10 protein-coding genes are annotated in these 19,612 nt (G+C 65.8%); all 10 read left to right on the top strand.

The genetic code is table 11. The features are described 5' to 3' along the window. Positions 1–60 precede the first annotated feature (60 nt). The 10 genes from DES52_RS15735 (at position 61) to brxL (ending at position 19,611) form a co-directional block, all read left to right on the top strand. Entirely contained in the window at positions 61–1,887 is a 1,827-nt protein-coding gene (locus tag DES52_RS15735; RefSeq protein WP_110887787.1) for an RNB domain-containing ribonuclease, read from the top strand. Positions 1,888–1,910: 23 nt separating this feature from the next. Continuing rightward, positions 1,911–4,523, top strand: a complete 2,613-nt coding sequence (locus DES52_RS15740; RefSeq protein ID WP_110887788.1) for an ADP-ribosylglycohydrolase family protein — start codon at positions 1,911–1,913, stop codon at positions 4,521–4,523. 73 nt (positions 4,524–4,596) lie between these two features. Further along, positions 4,597–5,208 (top strand): BrxA family protein, encoded by a 612-nt coding sequence (locus DES52_RS15745; protein ID WP_110887789.1) that lies wholly within the window; start codon positions 4,597–4,599, stop codon positions 5,206–5,208. Continuing rightward, complete coding sequence (locus DES52_RS15750; protein WP_110887790.1) at positions 5,201–5,779, top strand: DUF1788 domain-containing protein; 579 nt, start codon at positions 5,201–5,203, stop codon at positions 5,777–5,779. Before DES52_RS15745 ends, DES52_RS15750 begins: the two co-directional genes overlap by 8 nt. Before the next feature lie 10 nt (positions 5,780–5,789). Then, positions 5,790–9,368, top strand: coding sequence for a BREX system P-loop protein BrxC (gene brxC, locus DES52_RS15755; protein ID WP_110887791.1), 3,579 nt, complete (start codon positions 5,790–5,792; stop codon positions 9,366–9,368). 3 nt (positions 9,369–9,371) lie between these two features. After that, positions 9,372–12,851 (top strand): BREX-1 system adenine-specific DNA-methyltransferase PglX, encoded by a 3,480-nt coding sequence (gene pglX / locus DES52_RS15760; RefSeq protein WP_110887792.1) that lies wholly within the window; start codon positions 9,372–9,374, stop codon positions 12,849–12,851. Positions 12,852–13,078: 227 nt separating this feature from the next. Next, positions 13,079–13,417: a hypothetical protein gene (locus DES52_RS15765; protein WP_146237324.1), complete on the top strand. Its 339-nt coding sequence runs from the start codon at positions 13,079–13,081 to the stop codon at positions 13,415–13,417. Further along, positions 13,414–14,964: a winged-helix domain-containing protein gene (locus DES52_RS15770; RefSeq protein WP_110887794.1), complete on the top strand. Its 1,551-nt coding sequence runs from the start codon at positions 13,414–13,416 to the stop codon at positions 14,962–14,964. The genes DES52_RS15765 and DES52_RS15770 overlap by 4 nt, the downstream gene beginning before the upstream one ends. 28 nt (positions 14,965–14,992) lie before the next feature. Further along, complete coding sequence (gene pglZ, locus DES52_RS15775; RefSeq protein WP_170131093.1) at positions 14,993–17,584, top strand: BREX-1 system phosphatase PglZ type A; 2,592 nt, start codon at positions 14,993–14,995, stop codon at positions 17,582–17,584. Next, a complete protein-coding gene (gene brxL / locus DES52_RS15780; RefSeq protein WP_110887796.1) occupies positions 17,584–19,611 on the top strand; it encodes a protease Lon-related BREX system protein BrxL in 2,028 nt (675 codons plus the stop codon). Before pglZ ends, brxL begins: the two co-directional genes overlap by 1 nt. Position 19,612: the final 1 nt, after the last annotated feature.

Here is a 19,612-nt window from a genome sequence, read left to right on the forward strand (position 1 = left end):
CCGAGCGTCACTTCTTGACGCCGGTGGGCGTCATCGTGAAGGCACGAAGAGGAGGGTCGCATGCTCGCAACCGTCGATAGCCTCGTGGTGTTCAAACGTCAACCCGCCCGTGTCGTGCGCGTCGCGAAGAAAGTCGAGCTGGAAGGCCCGCTCGGCACGGCCCGCGTGCGCCTCAAGGACGTCACGGTGCTGCACCCCGGCCCCGTTGACGACGTGCGCACCCTGCGCGCGCCGAGCGTCGACCCGCAGGACGTGTGGGACGTACTCGACGGGCAAGCGGCGCCGCTGCGCGACGTCGCGGAACTCGCGTTCGGGGCGTTCACGCCGGAAACAGCGCTCGCCGTGTGGCACCTCGTGGATGACGGAACGTACTTCACCCTCCGCGCGGACCGCGTTGAGCCCGTGCCCGCCGAGGTGCTCGAGCGGCGTCGCGAAGCAGCGCGGCGAGCGGACGCTGAGGCGCGCGATTGGCAAGCGTTCCTCGACGGGTTGCGTGAAGGGCGCGTCACGACCCGCCGCCTGCTCGCGGACGTCGAAGCGCTCGCGTTCGGTCGCGCGACCACGTCGCGTGTGCTCGCCGCGCTCGAGCGACCGCAAACGCCGCAAGCGGCGCACGCGCTGCTGCTCGACGTCGGCGCGTGGGACGCGTTCGTCAATCCGCACCCCGTGCGGCACGGGGTGGTCGCGCACGCGCCGACGCTTCCGACGCCGTCGTGGCTACCGGACGCGCGCGTCGACCTGTCTCACCTCGACGCGCTCGCGATCGACGACGCGGACACCGCGTACCCCGACGACGCCATCAGCTTCGAGCGCCTCGCGGGCGGGTGGCGCGTGTGGGTGCACGTCGCGGACGTCGCGGCGCTCGTGCCCGCCGGCAGCGACCTCGACGGGGAAGCCCGCGCGCGCGGCGCGACGCTCTACCTGCCGGAAGGGGTCTCGCCGATGCTGCCGCGCGACGTGTCCCACGAAGTCGCCTTGGGTCTCACGGAAGCGTCGAACGCCCTGAGCGTCGCGGTGACGCTCGACGAGGCGTTCGAACCGCAACGCGCCGAGGTGCTCCTTACGCGGGTGCGGGTGACGCGCGTGTCGTACGAAGACGCGCAAGCGCGCCTCGACGCGGGCGACGCGCTCCTCACCCTTCTCGCGCGCTTCGCGGCCGCGCGCCGCGCCGCGCGGGAAGCGGCAGGCGCGATCCTCATCGACTGGCCGAGCGTGCGCGTGCGCGTCCACGACCACGCCGTGCGCTTCGAACCCGAAGTGCGCCTCGAAAGCCACCGCGTCGTGGAAGAAGCGATGCTGCTCGCCGGGTGGGGCGCGGCCGCGTGGGCGGCCGAACGGCACCTCGCGTTGCCGTTCGTGACGCAACACGCGCCGTTCACCCGCCCGAACGGCGAAGGCTTGGCGTTGCAGTTCGCGCGGCGCCGCGCGTCGAAACGCACGACCTTCGCGTTCACGCCCGCGCCGCACGCGGGAATCGGCGTGAACGCGTACGCGCGCGTCACGAGTCCGCTGCGCCGCTACGAGGACCTCGCCGCGCACCAGCAACTGCGCGCGGCCCTCTTGGAGGAACGCGCGTCGTCCGGGCGGGACGCGCTCGCGCGCGTTCTCGTGGCAGACGCGGGCGCGAACGCCGTGAAGGCCGCGCAGCGCGACTCGACGGCGCATTGGACGATGGTGCACTTGCAGGCGCTCGACGCGTGGGAAGGCGACGCGCACGTCGTCGGTCGCCGCGGCAAGCGCGCCGTCGTGTTCGTGCCGGCGTTCGGCTTGGAAGTCTTGATGAAGCTCGACGAGCCGGTCGGATCGCACGTGCGCGTGCACCTCGACCGCGTGGACATCCCGAATTTGCGCGCGACCTTCCGCGTGGTGTCGAGCGAGGCGGCGTGACGCGCGTGCGGCATACTTGCGGCATGACCGACCCGCTGCTCACGCCTTTCCTCGACGTCGGCACGCCTCCCCCGTCATCGCTCGTCGTGCTGCGTTCCCTCGCGGTCGCGGACGCGCTCGGCGCCGCCACGGAATTTCAACGCCCGGAGGACATCGCGGCGCGCTTGCCGCGCGTCACGGGATACCACGAAGGGTCCCCATTCGGATTCGCGCCCGGTGAAGCAACGGACGACACGCAGATGACGGTCGCGACGCTACTCGGGTACGCGAGCGGCCGCGGTCTCACGGGCGTGCTGAACGCGCTGCGCACCTGGGCAGGAAGCGACCCGCCGGACGTTGGGACGCTCACCCGCGCAGCGTTGCGCGTCGGTCGCGTCAACGGTGGGGTGCGTGCGTGGGAAGCGTCCGGGCGCACGTCGGCAGGCAACGGCGGGTTGATGCGCGTCGCGGCGGTGTTCATCGCGGGCATGCGCGGCGAGTCGCTGTTGCACGAAGCGGCGCGCGTCACGGCCCTCACGCACGCCGATCCGCGGTGCGTGCTCGCCAGCGTGTTCCTCGTGGCGTTCCTCGAAGCGCTCGAAGCGCGTGTGCCGTACGCCGCGGCCGCTGAGTGGGCGCTTTCGTGCGCGCGCACCGTGGACGTACCGATGGCGCTGCGAGATCTGCTCGACGAGCACGACGCGCAAGGGTACGCGGCGCTCGTCCCGGACGCCTTCGCGTCCGTCGAAAGCGCGGTGCGCGGTGGGCTGCGCGGCGAAGCGCCCTCCCAGTCGGGGTTCGTGTTGGACACGCTGCGCGCGGCCGTCGCGCGCGCAAACGGCGAGTCGTGGATGGACTGCGTGGCGTCGGTGGTGCTGCGCGGCGAGGACAGCGACACGGTCGCGTGCGTCGTCGGCGCGATCCTCGGCGCGCGCGGCTTGGAAGCGCCCGCGCACTTGCTGCCCGCGTTGCGACTCGGGCATGACTGGCCAGGCTGGTCGCGCGCGTGGCCGTGCGACGCGCACTTCGAACGCGTCGTGCGTGACGCGTGGCAGGGCGCGCCGTTTTCCCGCGCGCCGCTCGTGCCGAGCTTGGATGAAGACCCGGCGGTCGTGGCGAGCGCGTTGCGGCGCGTGTGGCGCGCGTGGGCGGCCGGCGCGTGGACGTGCAACGTCGTGCACCCCGAGTACGCGTGGCCGGACGGCTCGACGCAGGACGGCGCGTGGTTGCTGTCGTCGCCGTTACTCGCGCACCTCGCCGGGTGGAACACCACCGAGGTGCGGCAGTGGGACGTGGACGTCCCGTGGGGCTTCCTGGTGTCTTTCGACGGGCGCTTCGCGGCGCGACACGAATGGCAATTCCCGTACTCAGCGATGTGGAGCGCGGACAATCCCTTCCGCGGCGTGCACGAAGTCCGCGTTTCGGACGTGCGCGCCTTGCACGGCGTTCGCTGGGAGCGACGCGCATCCTTCTCGCATTGGCTCGACGCGCCCACCGCCGGGTGTGATTCGAGCGCGCCGTGGCCGCACGGCGACCGACCCGACGTGAACGACGCGTTCCGGCAGGCCGCGCGAACGGTGGGTTCCGAACGGCCCGTCCTGAGCGCGGGCGAACTCACCCAGGCGCTGCAAGACGCGCGCGTCGCGTTGCGCGCCTCGCCGTCACGAGGCGGCGCGGGCATCACGGACGTGCGGCGCCGCACGCTCGGCTCCGCGCAGTGCACGCTGCGCCGCGCGCCGCACTGGCAAGCGACGGAACGCGGCGCGTACGTGCCGCTCGCCGCCTCGCACTGGCACTTTCAAGCGCAACCGTCGCACCGCGCCGTGCGCGCCGCCATGACAGAGGGGTGGTGGGATGAACGGCGCGCCGATCGCTTGCGCTTCTCGAGCGGTGAAGGAGCGGTCGACGTGCGCATGCTGCCTCACCCGCGCTTGTTGCAGCGCGCACGGCGGGGCGGTGGGTGGTTCGTGGCGCTCCTCGAAGGCGGCCTCTGGCTCGACACCTTCGAGGATCCCGCCGCGTTACACGGTCAACTCGAACGGTACGTCGACGTGCCGCGCTTGGCGTTGCTGCGCTCTCCCGCCCGCGCCGCGTTCGACGCGAGCACGGCGCGCCTCGCCGCGTCTTTGATGGGGGCGAGCCTCGCGGAAGTGTTCCGTGTGCAGTCCGCGCCCAGTTGGCGTGACGCGCCGCCCGCCGAGGAGACCGTGCGAAACGCGAGCGCCCTTGCGCTCGCGGCGCTCGCAGCGTTGCTGCGCGCGCACGAGGACGGCGCGCTCGGCGAGTTGCTGCCGCCGCATGATCGACGCGGCGACACGTACCGCGCGTTCGCCCTGCCGTTCGAAGCGCCGTCCGCGCCGCACGTGCTCGTGCGGTTCCTCGCGGACGGCGGTGAGATCATCCTCGCGCGCGACGCGACCGAACGGTTCGTCGTGACGACGAACGAAGCGATCCTGCTCGATTTGCTGCCCGACGAGGACTTGCCGAGCGGAAGCGTTCGCACGGCCGCGTCGTGGTCGGCGGCGTTGACGCTGCTCGACGCGTACCCGTGGCCGCTTTTTACGCCGAGCGACGTGCATCCGGACGTGCGCACGCGCCTCGAACGCGCGGCGGCTGCGCGCGGCGCGGCGCTGCGCACGCCGTGGGAGGAGCGATGACGCGCGCGGGGTGCGTCCACGCGGCATTTGCCGCGCGTGTTCGAAGCGCCCGACCTAGAATGAAGGGGTTGTGATGGCCGCGTTGAACGAGCTTTACCAGGCGGGCACGAACCTGGGCTTCCGCCTCGCGGAAACCACGGAAGTCGCGCGCCTGCTCCTCGCGGGCCTTGGCGAGGACGACGTGCTGCGCGAAGCGGTGGAACGCGACCTCTTCGGGGTGCGCTCTCCCGCGAGTCGCCGCACCCTCGCGCGGGCGCTCCTCACGCGCCTGCAGGGCGTGCCGCGCGACGTGCTCGAACTGCTGGTGGACGGCGATTCGACTTCGCGGCGCCTCGCGAACTTCGCGCTCGTGCTGCGCGAGCACCGCTTGCTGCGTGAGTTCATCGCGGACGTCGCCCTCGAACGCGCGCCGTCCGCGCAACCGACCCTCACGCGCGGCGACCTCGGCGCCTTCCTCGCGCGCAAGCAAGTGCAAGAACCCACGGTCGGCGCGTGGAGTGACGCGACCCTCAAGCGGGTGCGCACGCGCCTCGTCGAACTGCTCCTCGCGGCAGGCCTCCTCGAAATCGAAGATCGCCGCACGTACCGCCTTCTGACTTCCCGCGTCCCGAAACCCCTCCAAGCGGCGTTACGAGGCGCGAACCTCTCTCCCCTGCTTCCCCTGCTACTCGATCCTCATGCGTGAACTGACCCTCCCCGAACGACTCGACCGCCTCAAAACGGCCCTCAGCGACCCCGCGATTCTCAAAGCGCAAGGTCTCGGCAACGAAATCGCGTTTTACATCTTCGATTACGACCCGCAGTTCGAACCGACCGTCACCGCGCACGTGCAGCGCCTCCTGGAGCGCCTGGAGTACGAGGTGCTGCACGTCGACCTCTACCGCGTGTGCCTCGAAGCGATCGACGCGCGCGGCCTCACGCAGCGCGCCCTGGACCTCGAAGCGCAAAAAGGCAGCGCCGCGCTCGCCAAAGCACTCCACGCGACACTCGCGCCGGACAAGCTCGCGCGCCTCATCGCCGAGAAAGTCACGCCGCAGCACCGCCTGGTGTTCCTCACGGGCGTTGGCGCGGCGTGGCCGCTCGCGCGCTCGCACGCCCTGCTGAACAACTTGCACGCGCTGCTCGACCACGTGCCGCTCGTGACGTTCTACCCCGGGCGGTACGACGGGGAAAGCCTCAAGCTCTTCTCCACCTTCGACGACGACAACTACTACCGCGCGTTTCAACTCGTGCCGCGCACGACGAGAAGCGCTTGACGAGGTACGCATGACGATCATCGGCACCACCATCGGCGAGCTGTTCAAGAAAGACATCCACCGGGACATCAACGGCGTCATCAAAGTCGGGCAACTCGACGACGCGCACGTGCAACAAGAACTCGAAGAGTACATTGTCACCAGCGAGCTCGCCGGGCACTTCGACACGCTCTTCAACCATTACGCCGCGTCCTTCCGCAATCCCACGGACAAGATCGGCATTTGGATCTCCGGCTTCTTCGGGTCGGGCAAATCGCACTTCCTGAAGATCGTGTCGTACCTGCTCGCGAACCGCGTCGTCGCCGACCGACCCGCCGTCGAGTACTTCACGGGCAAGTTCGCCGACCCGATGGTGCACTCGGCGGTGGCGCGCGTCGCGGCCGCCGGACCGACCACCGACGTGATCCTCTTCAACATCGACTCGGTCGCGGACGCGAACTCCAAAGCGGACAAGGAAGCGATCGTGCGGGTCTTCCAGAAGGTGTTCGACAATCACCTCGGGTACCTCGGGAGCGTGCCGGGCATCGCGAACCTCGAGCGGCAACTCGACGCGCGCGGTGAACTCGCCGCGTTCAAAACCGCGTTCGAAGAAGCGACGCTCACGTCGTGGCACAGCGGCCGTGAAGCGTTCGACTTCTACCGTGACGAAGCGATCGGCGCCATCGTCAGCGTGTGCCGCCTCAGCGAGGAGTCCGCGCGGCGCCTCGTCGACTCGACCATCGACGGCGCGACGACCCTCAGCGTGCAAGACTTCGCGCGGCGCGTGAACGCGTACATCGACGCGAAAGGGTCCTCGCAGCGCGTGGTGTTCATGATCGATGAAGTCGGGCAGTACATCGGCGAGAACAGCGACCTGATGCTGAATCTTCAGACGGTCGCGGAGGACCTCGGCACGATCTGCGCGGGGCGCGCGTGGGTGTTCGTCACGTCCCAAGAAGCGATCGACCAGATCACGAAGCAAGACCGCATGCGCGCCCAGGACTTCTCGAAAATTCAAGGGCGGTTCACGCCGAGGGCGCGCGTGAACTTGTCGAGCACGAACACCGACGAAGTCATCAAGCTGCGCCTGCTCGACAAACGCGACGACCTCAAAGCGGATCTCGCCGCCTTGTACGCCGACAAGGACGTCGCCTTGCGCAACCTCATCCGCTTCACGGAGGACGCGGCGGACATGCCCGGCTACCGCAGCGAAGCGAGTTTCGTCGCGGCGTACCCGTTCGTGCCGTACCAGTTCACCCTGCTGCAACGGTCCTTCACGGCGATTCGCTCGATGGGATCGAGCGGCAAGCACCTCGCGAGCGGTGAGCGCAGCATGCTCGACGCGTTTCAACTCGCCGCGATGAGCGTCGCGAAGCACGAACTCGGCGCGCTCGTACCCTTCCACGCCTTTTACGGCGCCGTCGCGGGCTTCCTCGACAACGACGTCAAGACCGTCATCGGGCAAGCGCGTGGGAACGCCGCGCTCGAAGCGCACGACGTGGACCTCCTACAGACGCTGTTCCTCGTGAAGTACGTCAAGGAACTGCGCACGAACCTCGAGAACCTCACGACGCTCAGCCTCACGCACGTCGACCAGAACCGCTTGGAGCTGCGCCGCCGCGTCGAAGGCAGCCTCGCGCGCCTGGAGAAGCAGACGCTCGTAGCGCGCAGCGGCGACGAGTACAGCTTCCTCACGAACGAAGAGCAAGATGTCGGCCGGGAAATCAAAACGGTGGACGTGGAACCGGGCGAGCTCACGGACGAACTGCAAAAACTCGTGTTCGAGGAAGTGTACGCCGAGAAGCGCGTGCGGCTCGACGCGCGTCACCAGTACGGGGTGTACCGCAAGCTCGACGACCGCATGTACGGCCTTCAAAGCGGGGAGCTCGGCGTGCACGTCCTCACGCCGGACGCCGACCGTTACGCGGAACTCAGCGATGACGGCGCGGCGATGCTGTTCACGGGCGGCGGCACGGAACTCCTCGTGCGCCTCCCGAACGACGACACGCTCGGGCGGGAGTTGCGGGCGCTGGTGCAGACGACGAAGTACGTGCTGCGCAAGAACACCTCCACCCTCTCGCCGACGCTGCGGCGCATCATCGACGATCGCCGTGAAGAAAACCGCGAGCGGGAGAAACGCGTGCTCGATCTCCTGCGCGGCCTCATCGCCGGGTCGGCGTTGTTCGCGAACGCCGCGCGCGTCGAGGTGAAAGCCAGCGACCCTCGCGAAGTCGTGAACGCGGGCTTGCGCAAACTCGTCGAGAACGCCTTCAACAAACTCGGGTACGTCAAGAGTCCCTTCGACTCCCTCGCGCAAGTGCAAAGCGCGTTGACACGCCTCGACGATTCGCAGACGCTCGACCAGGACACCCCGAATCACCTCGCGCACTCGGAGCTACGCACCTTCCTCAGAAACGAAGGCCTCGCGCACCGCAAAGTCACCGTCCGCAACCTCGTGGACCGTTTCACGCGCCGCCCGTTCGGTTGGACAGACCTCGACGTGCTCGGCGTCCTCGCCGAAACGCTCGCGCGTGGCGAGGTCGAACTGCGCCACGCGAACGCGCCCGCGAATCTCGCCGACAAGAACCTCGCGGCGAACCTCAGCGCGGTCCGCAAGCAAGACGAGTACACGCTGCGCCTCGCCGAAGTCGTCGATCCCGCCCAGCTGCGCGTCGCCCGCGACGTCGCCAAGGACCTGCTCGACTCGGCGGTCGTGCCCATCGAAGCCGCGCCGCTGCGCGACAAAGTCCTCGAAGCCGCCGCGAAGCACACGGCGACGCTGAAGAAGTACCTGGAGCGCGCCGCGACCGGCCCGTACCCGTTCAAGGACGCCATGACGACCGCCGTAGTGTCCTTGCAAGGCCTCGTGGACGCGCGTTCGCCCGCCGAGTTCGTCGCGAAAACCGCCAAGTTGAAGGACGACCTTGAAGACGCCATGGCCACCTTGGAAGACGCGGGTAAGTTCTTCGAGCGCAACATCGCGACGTTCGACGCGTTCGTGCGCGACCTCGACAAGCTCAGCGGAGACCTACCGCACGTCACGGACGCTGCCCTGCTCGCGAACGTCGACCGGGCGCGCGCCATCCTGCAAGAAAAGAACCCGTCGCAAGCGCTGTATCAGAACTCGAAGATCCTCGCCCCGGTCCTCGAGCATGTCGCCGAGCTGCTCGCCGAGCGCAAGAAGGCCGCCTTGAGCGCGTGGCAAGCGGAGACGACGCACCTCACCGAGATCGCACGCGACCTTCCGCAGGACCGCCGCGCGCCCATCACGAAGCCGCTCCTCGCCCTGAAGAGTGAGATCGAGAAGGCGACGTCCATCGACGCGGTCCTCGCTCGGCAAGGTTGGATCGCCGAGCGCGCCCGTGGCGTCGAAGGTGCTCTGATCGACGCCTACAACACTTGGCTGCAAGAGCAAGCAGGGCCAAAGGACACGAAGCGCGACGAAGTCGAGTCTGACATCAAGCCGAAGACGATCCGCAAGGTTCGCGTCGCTCATCTCGCCAAGAAGCCCTTGCTGGAGACCGCCGAAGACGTCGAAGCGTACCTCGCTGCCCTTCGCGCCGAACTGCTCACTGCCATCAATAGTGGCGATCACATCCGACTGGAGTAATTCGTGAATCGAAGTGCCATCAAGAAGTTCGCCACGTGGGCCCGTGTCGCTCTGCGCGACGGGGCCAAAGCTCGCTTAAGTCAATTCGGCATCACCGAGAAGGGGGTCATGTCGGCCCGGCGCATCGAAGGTGGTCTCATCATCGGCGACCGCATCCTTACGCTGGAGACGCACGAAGTCGGGCAGTACCACGACCTCCTCGCGCACCTAGCGCGCACGAGCTACGCGCACGTCGTGGACGAAATCGCGTACACGTGGTTCAACCGCATTGCCGCCCTGCGCTACATGGAACTCAACGACCTCAGCGAGCGCGTCTTGAGTTCGAGCGCAGGCGGCGTCGAACCTGACCTACTCGTGAACGCTGATCTCCTCGCAAGTTCCGGGGACCTGGAAGGCGTCACCCTCGTCAACCTCGAAGCGTGGCGGGGAAGCGCGCCCGCCGGGCAAGAGCGTGAGTTCGTGTACCGCAAGTTGCTCGTCGCGCAGTCCCGCGCCCTGAGGACCGCCCTGCCCTTCTTGTTCGAAGGCAAGCTGTACCTCGAACTGTTCACGCCCGCGAACCTGTTGCACAGCGACGGCGTTCTACGCCGCATGATCACAGACATCCCCGAGGAAGACTGGCAGGACATCGAGATTGTCGGGTGGTTGTACCAGTTCTACATCAGCGACCGCAAAGACGAGGTGATGGGTCAGAAGGGCAAGTACGCCGTCGAGGACATTCCCGCCGCGACGCAACTGTTCACGCCACACTGGATCGTGCGGTACATGGTGGAGAACTCCCTCGGACGCGTGTGGCTCGAAGCGCACCCGGACAGCACACTGCGCGAGTACATGCCATATTACCTCGAAAGCGAAAACGAGCCGCCCCCCGCGAACCCCGACCTTCGGCCCGAAGACCTCAAGGTCATGGACCCCGCGTGTGGCAGCGGGCACATCCTCGTGTACGCCTTCGACCTCCTCGCGCACATCTACCGCGAGCGAGGGTACAGCGACCGTGAGATTCCCGAGCTCATCCTCACGCACAACCTCCACGGCGTCGACATTGACGAGCGCGCCGCGCAACTTGCATCGTTTGCCGTCACCATGAAAGCTGCGGGCCTGAACCGCCGCGTTTTGCGCCGCCCGCCGAACCTCAATGTCGCCCAAGTCAAGAGCACGCGGGGTCTCAATTTACCCACTGTGCCCGTATCCGGCTTCGACAAGAAAGCGTGGGAAGCGCTCGTCACCGCCTTCCGAGACGCTGACCACCTCGGTAGTCTCATCATGCCACCCGAATTCTACCCTGAGACGTTGAGGGGGCAGTTGAAAGCGTTGGAGCAAAGTGGGGCGTTGCTGGAAGAAGGTTTGCTTGAGAACTTGAATGACCTGTTGAAGCAAGCGGAATTGTTGCAGCAGAAGTATGATGCGGTGGTAGCAAATCCGCCATACATGGGAAGCGACAGATTTCACCCCCTACTGTACACTTTTATTGAGTCTCATTACAGGAATGCACTGCCCGACCTCTACGCAGCAATGATGCTGAGATGTATAAGCATGACCATCCATAACGGGGTTATGTCTATGATCAATCAAAGCGCCTGGATTTATTTATCAACATTTAAGTCTTTGAGAAAGGATTTGATCGGATCCATCTACATCAGCAATCTTTTGCACTTAGGAACTCGGACCTTCCCTGAAATATCAGGTGAGGTAGTGCAAAACGTCGCATTTTGCGTAACACCATCTCAACAGAAATCTACAAGTCTCTTTATAGATTTAACGGGCGGCACGAGTTCGGAGGACAAGAGGCAGATTTTTCTATCACGTGAACATAGGTATAGAAAAACACTACAAGAATTCACGCATATTGATGGATATGTGTTTGCATATTGGCTATCAGCAAAGATGATCGAATCCATGAGTATTAGCAGGCTAAAGGATTATGGATCTGCTAGGCAAGGAATTAAGACTGGAGACAATACTCGCTTCTTGAGATATTGGTACGAGGTAAACAATGTAGACATACAAAGCACGTGGTATTACTGCACCAAAGGAGGACCCTTTAGGCGATGGTACGGCAATAACGAGTATGTATTAAATTGGAAGAACAGCGGTCGTGAGATACGCAATTTCAAGGATCATGAAGGTAGACTTAAGAGTAGACCACAAAACACGCATTTATTCTTTAAAATGGGCTTCACCTGGTCTTCTATCTCGTCCGGGCCTTTTTCAGCACGCTATACGCCAGAAGGTTTCACATTTGAGTCGACGGGCTCAATGTACTTCCCAATAGGCGCGGACATCTTTCGAATTCTTGGGTACGTGAACTCCAAAGTTGCCCAAGAAGTTTTTAAAGTTACCGCCCCCGATCTTCATTATACGGAAGGAGCATTGCAGTCGCTGCCATACCTTACGGATGCTGGCCGGGATACTGAAGTGAGTTCCGCAATTGAAATTTCTAAACATGATTGGGACAACTTCGAGAACTCGTGGGACTTCCAAACCCATCCTCTTCTGCGTCATAACACCTCATTTCTGTTCGACGCCTTCGCCGCTTGGCAGCAGCAATCTGAGGACGCCTTCCAGGAACTCAAACGCCTCGAAGAAGAAAACAACCGCTACTGGATCGACGCCTACGGCTTGCAAGACGAACTCACGCCCGACGTGCCCGACGAGCAGATCACCATCCGCCACGCCCATCGTGAGCGTGACGCGAAATCGCTCATCTCGTACGCCGTGGGCTGCATGATGGGCCGTTATAGCCTCGACATGCCTGGCCTCGTCCACGCCGGGCAACCGTTCAACCCGAGCAAGCACACGACCTTCCCTGCGGACAAAGACGGCATCCTGCCAATCACGAGTGCGCCCTTCTTCGAAGACGACCTCGCCGCACGCTTTACGGACTTCCTACGTATCGCCTACGGCCCCGAGAAGCTCGAGGAGAACCTTCGCTGGATCGCCGAGTCGCTGGGCCTCAAAGGCAACGAGAATGCCCGGGACCGCATTCGGCGGTACTTCGTGTCGGAGTTCGTGTCAGACCACGTACAGACGTACAAGAAGCGACCGATCTACTGGCTGTTCACGAGCGGGAAACGTCGCGCGTTCGGCGCGTTCATGTACCTGCACCGTTACACGCCCGACACGCTCGCACGCCTGCGCACGGATTACCTGCTGGAGTTGCAAGTGAAGCTCGAAGCGGAATTGACGCGCGCCGTCGACGACCTCGAACGTGCGACGGGCGCGAACCGCAAGAAGGCCGAGACGCGCGTGAAGGACCTCCGCGGGGACCTCGAGGAGATCCGCGCGTACCAAGCGAAAGTGCAAGACGTCGCCGACCGCCGCATCGAACTCGACCTCGACGACGGCGTGGCGTACAACTACACGCGCTTCAAAGGACTCGTGTACGAAGGCGCGGACCTCAAAATGGCCGACCTTGAGAAGAAAGCGCAGTGGAAGCTCGACCTGCTCGCGCAGCAAGCCAAGCCCCTCGTCAGCACCGATTGACTTCCTGCGGCCCCGCGAACGGGGCCGCTTCTCTCCAACATTCGAAGGACGCCATGGCATCCATCCCGAACAACGAACAAGAACTTCAAGCGTGCGTGCGAAAGGCGAAACGCTTCGTCCGTCAAAGAGCGTTGATCTCCGGAGCGACACGCGCACTGCCCACAAAGGCACTGCTCGCAAGCGCATTGCCCCCGACGTTTGTGGCCGTCGATTGGGACCTGAGCGACATGACGATGAGCCTCGACCACGTGAATGGCATGTTCGGCTTGACGCCTCAGCAAATCGAGGCGTTGGAGGAGAGCCAGCGTCTCGCCGTTCAAACGGCCATCGCTCGTCTCGTGGACTCGGCGGTCGGCAAGTACCTCACGAAAGAGTTGATCGACGTGGTCCAAAGGCGTTCCGGCGTGACGACCGCGACGAAGCACGCCGCGAAGTACCTTCCGGTCGTGAACGGCGCGGTGGGGTACGGCACGTTCGTGGTGACGTGCGATCGGCACATCCTCGAGTGCGAGCAGGTCGTGCGCGCCGTGTGGGCTTCTAGACGAAACGGAGCGCGTGAGGCGTGACGGAACGCGACACCTTTTCGAGCGAGCCGTTCCCGATGATCGACTTCGCGGTGCGGGTCTTGCGCTGGCTCGCCTCGCGTCCGCCCGGCGCGCGGGCGACGTCGTCTGAGATCGCAGGCGAGCTCGGCGTGACCGATCCGAGCGTCGTACGGCAAGCGTGCGCCGCGTGGAAGGTGGGCGGCACGAAAGGATCGGGGTACGACCTCGACACGCTGCGCGACACGCTGTCGCGCGGGCTGCTGCCGGACGGGCCGGTGCGCGTGTCAAGCGACGGCCTCGGCGCCTTCGAGACGCTCTTACGCCGCTTCGTGCCGAGCGTGTTCGTGGCGTGGTCGAACGCGGAAGATGCAGAAGCGCACCTCGTCGGCCAGGACGCCTGGGACACGCTTCCCGCGTTCCTTCCGGTGTTCGCCCTCGGCGTCGAACGCTCGGACGCGCGGGGCAGCGTGACGTTGGCGGACGCGGTGCGCCTCACGCAAGTCACGCGGGTCATGACGCGCGGCGTGCCCGAACCGACCGCGTGGCGCATGCGGCGCTTGCTGGACGCCTTGAACGAAGCGACCCTGCCGATCCTCTCCTCGACGGACGTGGCGGCGCTCATCGACGTGCCCAGTCACACCCTGCGCAAGGACTTGTCGCTGCTGGAGTTGGAAGCGGGCGTGCAAGGCATCGGCCTCTACCGCACGCGGCTCGTCGAAGGGTTGCGCGCGACGTTCGGCTTCGCGAACGCGGCGGCCGAGCACGTCGTGGTCGTGCCGAACTCCGACCTCGGTCGCGCGTGGGCGAGCGAGCCGCCACGCGCGGCGTTCCCGTTGGACGCGCGCGTGCGCGTGGCGTTCCACGACGAGAACGTGCCGCTCCGCGCGGACGGTTCGCTCACCGTGGTGTCCACGGATGACGTGACGCTGCCGTTCGCGGACGACGCCGTGCGCCTCGCGTTCGGTCCGAACACCGCGTGGACGGACTTGGCGTTCGACGTCACGAACGCCTTCTTGCACTTCCTGGTGCGCGTTCCACGACGGGCGAGCGACACGCCCGCCTCCCTCCCCTCCCCCGTGCGTCCTTCCCACATGGACCTGCCGCTGGGCGACGTCGCTATGGACGTTCCGCCTTCTTCTCCTCACCTGGAGGTGCCTCCTGTGACCGAACCGACCGTATCGCCGAAAGCCGCCGCGTACCTCGACTTCCTTTCCGAGGAAGGCTTCCGCCCGCAACTCGACCAGGACGGCGACGTCAGCTTCAAGTTCGAAGGCGGGCATTACGTGCTGTTCACGCGCGATCCCGACCCGCGGTTCTTTCACTTGCTGTACCCGTTCTTCTTCGAGCACGACCCGGACGAAGACGGACCGCGCGTGCTCGCCACGGCGATGCACGTCACGAAGGACGTGAAAGTCGCGAAAGTCTACCCGGCGGGCGGCAACGACGTGAGTGCGAGCGTGGAGTTGTTCTTGCCGAACGCGGACGACTTCAAAGCGGTGCTGTCGCAGTCGTTGAGCGCGTTGCAGTACGCCGTGCGGCAGTTTCGCGCGGCGATGCAGGCGAATTGATGGTCGCGCGCGCTATGGTGCCTTTGACGTGAGCACGGACCGCATTCAATCGAGCCTCAAGGAACTCTTCGACGCCGATCGGCATTGGCCGCACGAAGGACGCCGCGTCGTCTTCTGGTACGACGCCGCAGGCGAGTTCGAGGAGACGTTCGACACCCTCGCCTTGCCGGGCGTGCAGCGCGTGCGCCTCGCGGACACGCCGTTCACCGTCAAACGCCGCTTGCTCATCGACGAGCCGGACGCGCCGTTTTTGCTGTACGCGCCGTTCGCGGAGCCCGCCCCACACGAGAATTGGTTGTACGACGTGCAGGCGGCCGGGCGGGTGTTCAGCGCGGACCGCGCGGCGATGCTGCACGCCGACTTCGGCTTCCTCGACCGTTCCCTCGAAAGCTTTCTGCGCGGGAAGTTGCGGTTCTTCGCGAGCAAGAAACGCGAGGAGGCCTTCCGGGCGCTCGGCGTGACGAAAAGCGCGAGCGCGTTCGACGTGCTGATCGCGATGCTGTCCGTGCTCGTCGGTTTGAAGGTCGCCGACGCGGCCCTCGTCGTGCGGCGCGTCCTGATGGGCGGCCTCGACGAACCGTCGAACGCCGTGTGGAACGAAGTCGTGAAGTACGTGACGCCCCAGGAGTTCTGGAGCGTGACGCGCGCGACCCTCAACTTCCCCGTCGATGGTGCGGTCGAGCCGACGCTGCGCCGCCTCTTCCTCGCGCTGGCCCTCACGCACCTGCGCCGCACCTTCGACGGCGCGTGGCCGGGCGGCAGCAGCCCGTGGAACGCGCCGCTGCTGATCGAACCGCCGCACGCGGCGTTCGTGTTCGTCGACGCGTGGCTGAAGCACGCCGAGGACGCGCCGCGCTTCGCGGACCTCCGCGCGGACGTCGAGGGGGACCTCGACGTGAAAAGTGTCTTCGAGAAGGCCGATCCGAGCGCGTTCGTGAACGTCGAGACCTTCGAGGCGTTCGACGAGTTGCTGCTCGCGCGCCTCACGGACGACGCGCGCTTCTCACGGCGTCGCGCGGACGACGTCGCGGCGCTCATCGAACGGCGGCGCGGCACGTTCACCTTCCCCGCGTACTGGGAAGCGTACGCGGCCGTCGCGGCGGCCGCGGAGTTCTTGGAGCGCGAATCGACCCTCACGAGTTTGCCGCGCGACGCGGGCGCGCTTTTCGAAGCGTACGCGCGCAGCTTGCACCGCTTCGATCGCCTCTACCGGGCGTTCATGACGGCCGCGCACGCGAGCAGTGACGCGCAACGCGACGTGCTGCACGACCTGATCGAGCACGTGGAGCGCGTGTACGTGAACACCGTCCTCGATAAGGTCGGCGAAGCGTGGTCGGACGCGCTCGCCGCGAACGTCGAGGGGGTCGTGCACCGTCGGCAGCGGCAAGAACGCTTTTTCGACGTGTTCGTCAAACCGATCTTGGAGCGCGGCGAGAAAGTCTTCGTGATCGTGTCGGACGCGCTGCGGTACGAAGTCGCCGAGGAGCTCCGCGAGCGCCTCAAGGTGGAGTTGCGCGGCGAACCGGACCTCACGCCGCTGCTGGGCGTGCTGCCCAGCAAGACCGCGTGGGGCATGCCCGCCTTGCTGCCCGGCGAAGGACTCGCGTGGACCGCCCCGGACGTCATCAAACGCGGCGGCGTTTCGCTGTCGACCCTCGAGAAGCGTTCGGACGCCCTCGCCGCGACGGGAATTCCCGCGCGGGCCATGCGCCTCGCGGACCTCGTGGGCATGCGCACCGAAGAAGGCCGCGCCCTGCTGCAGCCGCTGCGGCTCGTGTACCTGTACCACAACGTCATCGACGCGCTCGGGGATCACGCGCCGAGTGAAGCGCGCGTGCTTGAAGCGTGCGCGAACGCCGTCGAGGAACTCACGCGGGCCGTGAAACGCCTCGCGAACACCCTTAACGCCACGCACGTCATCCTCACCGCCGACCACGGCTTTCTCTACCAACGCCTCGCGCTCGAAAGCGCCGAGAAGTTGCCGCTGCCGAAAGACGCGGGTGTCCTCGTGACGGACCGCCGCTTCGTGCTCGGCCGGGGTCTCGCCGAGGTGGCCGGCACGATTCGCGTGCCTCTCGCGACGTACCAAGCGCTCGACGCGCCCGACGACCTCGTCGGCCTCTTCCCGAGGGGCGCGCTGCGCTTCGCGGTGCAAGGCGGCGGCGCGCAGTACGTGCACGGCGGCGCGAGCTTGCAGGAGTTGACGGTGCCCGCCTTGGTGTACAAGCACGTGCGGGCCGTGAAAGGCGACGACGGCCCCAGCCGCAAGGTCGGCGTGATCGTCGCGGCGACGCAACGCCGCGTCACCACGAACACCTTCACGGTGCGCCTCGTGCAAACCGACGCCGTCTCGGACCGCGTGCGACCCCGCACCGTCACCGTCGCGCTGTACGACGCGAGCGGCGCGGCCATCACGGACGAACGCACGGTGGCGTTGTCGAGCGGCAGTCCCCACGCGGTGGAACGCGAAGTGCCCGTGCGCCTCACCATCGCCCGCGCGAACCTCGATTCCTCCAGCGCGTACCAGTTGATCGTGCGGGACGTGGAGGACGGCGCGGACGTGCTGCGCGAAGCGTGGACGGTGCGCCTCGCGATTTCGAACGACTTCGGAGACTTCTGATGGACCCCACGCTCGACCTCGACGCGAAACTCAACGCCGCCTTCCCCGGAAAGGTCGTGCGTAAAGACCTCACGGGCCGCATCAAAGAAGGCGCGAACGTGCCCGTGTACGTGCTGGAGTACCTGCTCGGCATGTACTGCGCCACGAACGACGACCTCGCCATCGAAGAAGGCGTCACGCGCGTCAAGAAGATCCTCGCGGAGAACTACGTGCGGCCCGACGAAGCTGAGAAGATCAAATCGAAAGTACGCGAGACGGGCCGCTACACCATCATCGACCGCGTCACCGTGCACCTCAACGAGAAGCACGATCGCTACGAAGCGACCCTCATGAGCCTCGGCGTGAAAGGCGTGGAAGTCGACGCGGAAATCGTCAAGCAATACGAGAAGCTCCTCGTCGGCGGCATCTGGTGCATCCTCGGCCTCGCGTACGACGCGTCGCACCGCGCCAGTCCCTTCGTGCTGACGAGCCTGAAGCCCATTCAAATGCCGAACCTCGACCTTCAAGAGCTCTTCGAAGGCCGCGCGGCGTTCTCGCGGGACGAGTGGGTGGACGTGCTGCTGCGTTCCAGCGGCCTCGAGCCGACGACGTTCACGCCGGACGCGAAGTGGCACTTGCTGGCGCGCATGGTGCCCCTCATCGAGAATAATTACAACTGCTGCGAGCTCGGCCCGCGCTCCACCGGCAAGTCGCACCTGTACAAGGAGATCAGCCCGAACACCATCCTCATCTCCGGCGGGCAAACGACCGTCGCGAACCTCTTCTACAACCTCAGCGCCCGCCAAGTGGGCCTCGTCGGCCTCTGGGACGTCGTGGCGTTCGACGAAGTGGCAGGCATCAACTTCAAAGACAAGGACGCCATTCAAATCATGAAGGACTACATGGCGTCCGGGTCGTTCGCGCGCGGCAAAGTCGAAATCACCGGCACGGCCTCCATGGTCTTCGTCGGGAACGTCAACCAAAGCGTCGAAAGCCTGCTGCGCACCAGCCACCTCCTCTCGCCCTTTCCGGACGCGATGATCGACACGGCGTTCTTCGATCGCTTTCACGCGTACATTCCCGGTTGGGAAATCCCAAAGTTCCGGCCGCATCACTTCACGCGCGCGTACGGCTTCATCGTCGATTACCTCGCCGAGTGGGTGCACGAACTCCGCAAACGCAACTTCAGCGACGCCATCGAACGGTACTTCCAGCTCGGCGGGGACCTCAATCAACGCGACACGCAAGCCGTTCGCAAAACCGTGTCGGGCTTGTTGAAACTGCTGCATCCGGACGGGCGCTTCGAGAAGAAGGACGTGCACGACGTGCTCGTGTACGCGCTGCGCGTGCGGCGCCGCGTGAAAGAGCAACTCAAACGCCTCGGCGGCATGGAATTCTACGACGTGCACTTCTCCTTCCGTGACCGCGCCACGGAAGAAGAGCACTTCGTGTCCCTCCCGGAAAGTGGCGGTGGCGGCCTCATCGAAGACGAGCCGCTGCCTGCCGGGCACGCGTTCAGCATCAGCCCGGGCGCGGGCGGACTGCTCGGGGTGTTCAAAGTGGAGTTGCAAGTCACGGACGGCAGCGGCGACCTCGTGCGCATGGGCGCCGCCGCGCACAGTAGCGTGCGCGATCCGCTGAACGTCGCGTTCAATTACTTCAAGGCGAACTCGAACCGCGTGTCCGGCAGCCTCCGCCCGGACGGGCAACGCTTCCTGCTGCACCTCACGGACGCGCAAGGCGTCGGCGACCCCGTGCAAATCAGCCTCGCGGCGTTCGTGGCGCTCTGCTCGGGCGCGCTCGGCCGCCCCGTGCAGTCGGGCCTCGCAATCCTCGGGGACATGACGCTCGGCGGGACGGTGACGCCCGTGCAAGACCTCGCGGCGAGCTTGCAAGTCGCGTTCGACGCGGGCGCGAAGCGGGTGCTGCTGCCCATGGCGAGCGCCGTCGCCATCGCGACCGTCCCGCCCGAACTCTTCGCGAAATTCCAAACGACCTTCTACACCGACCCCGTCGACGCAGTCTTCAAGGCGGTGGGAACGCGCTGAA

The sequence above is a fragment of the Deinococcus yavapaiensis KR-236 genome (genome assembly GCF_003217515.1).
In the GTDB taxonomy this organism is placed as follows: Bacteria; Deinococcota; Deinococci; order Deinococcales; family Deinococcaceae; genus Deinococcus_A; species Deinococcus_A yavapaiensis.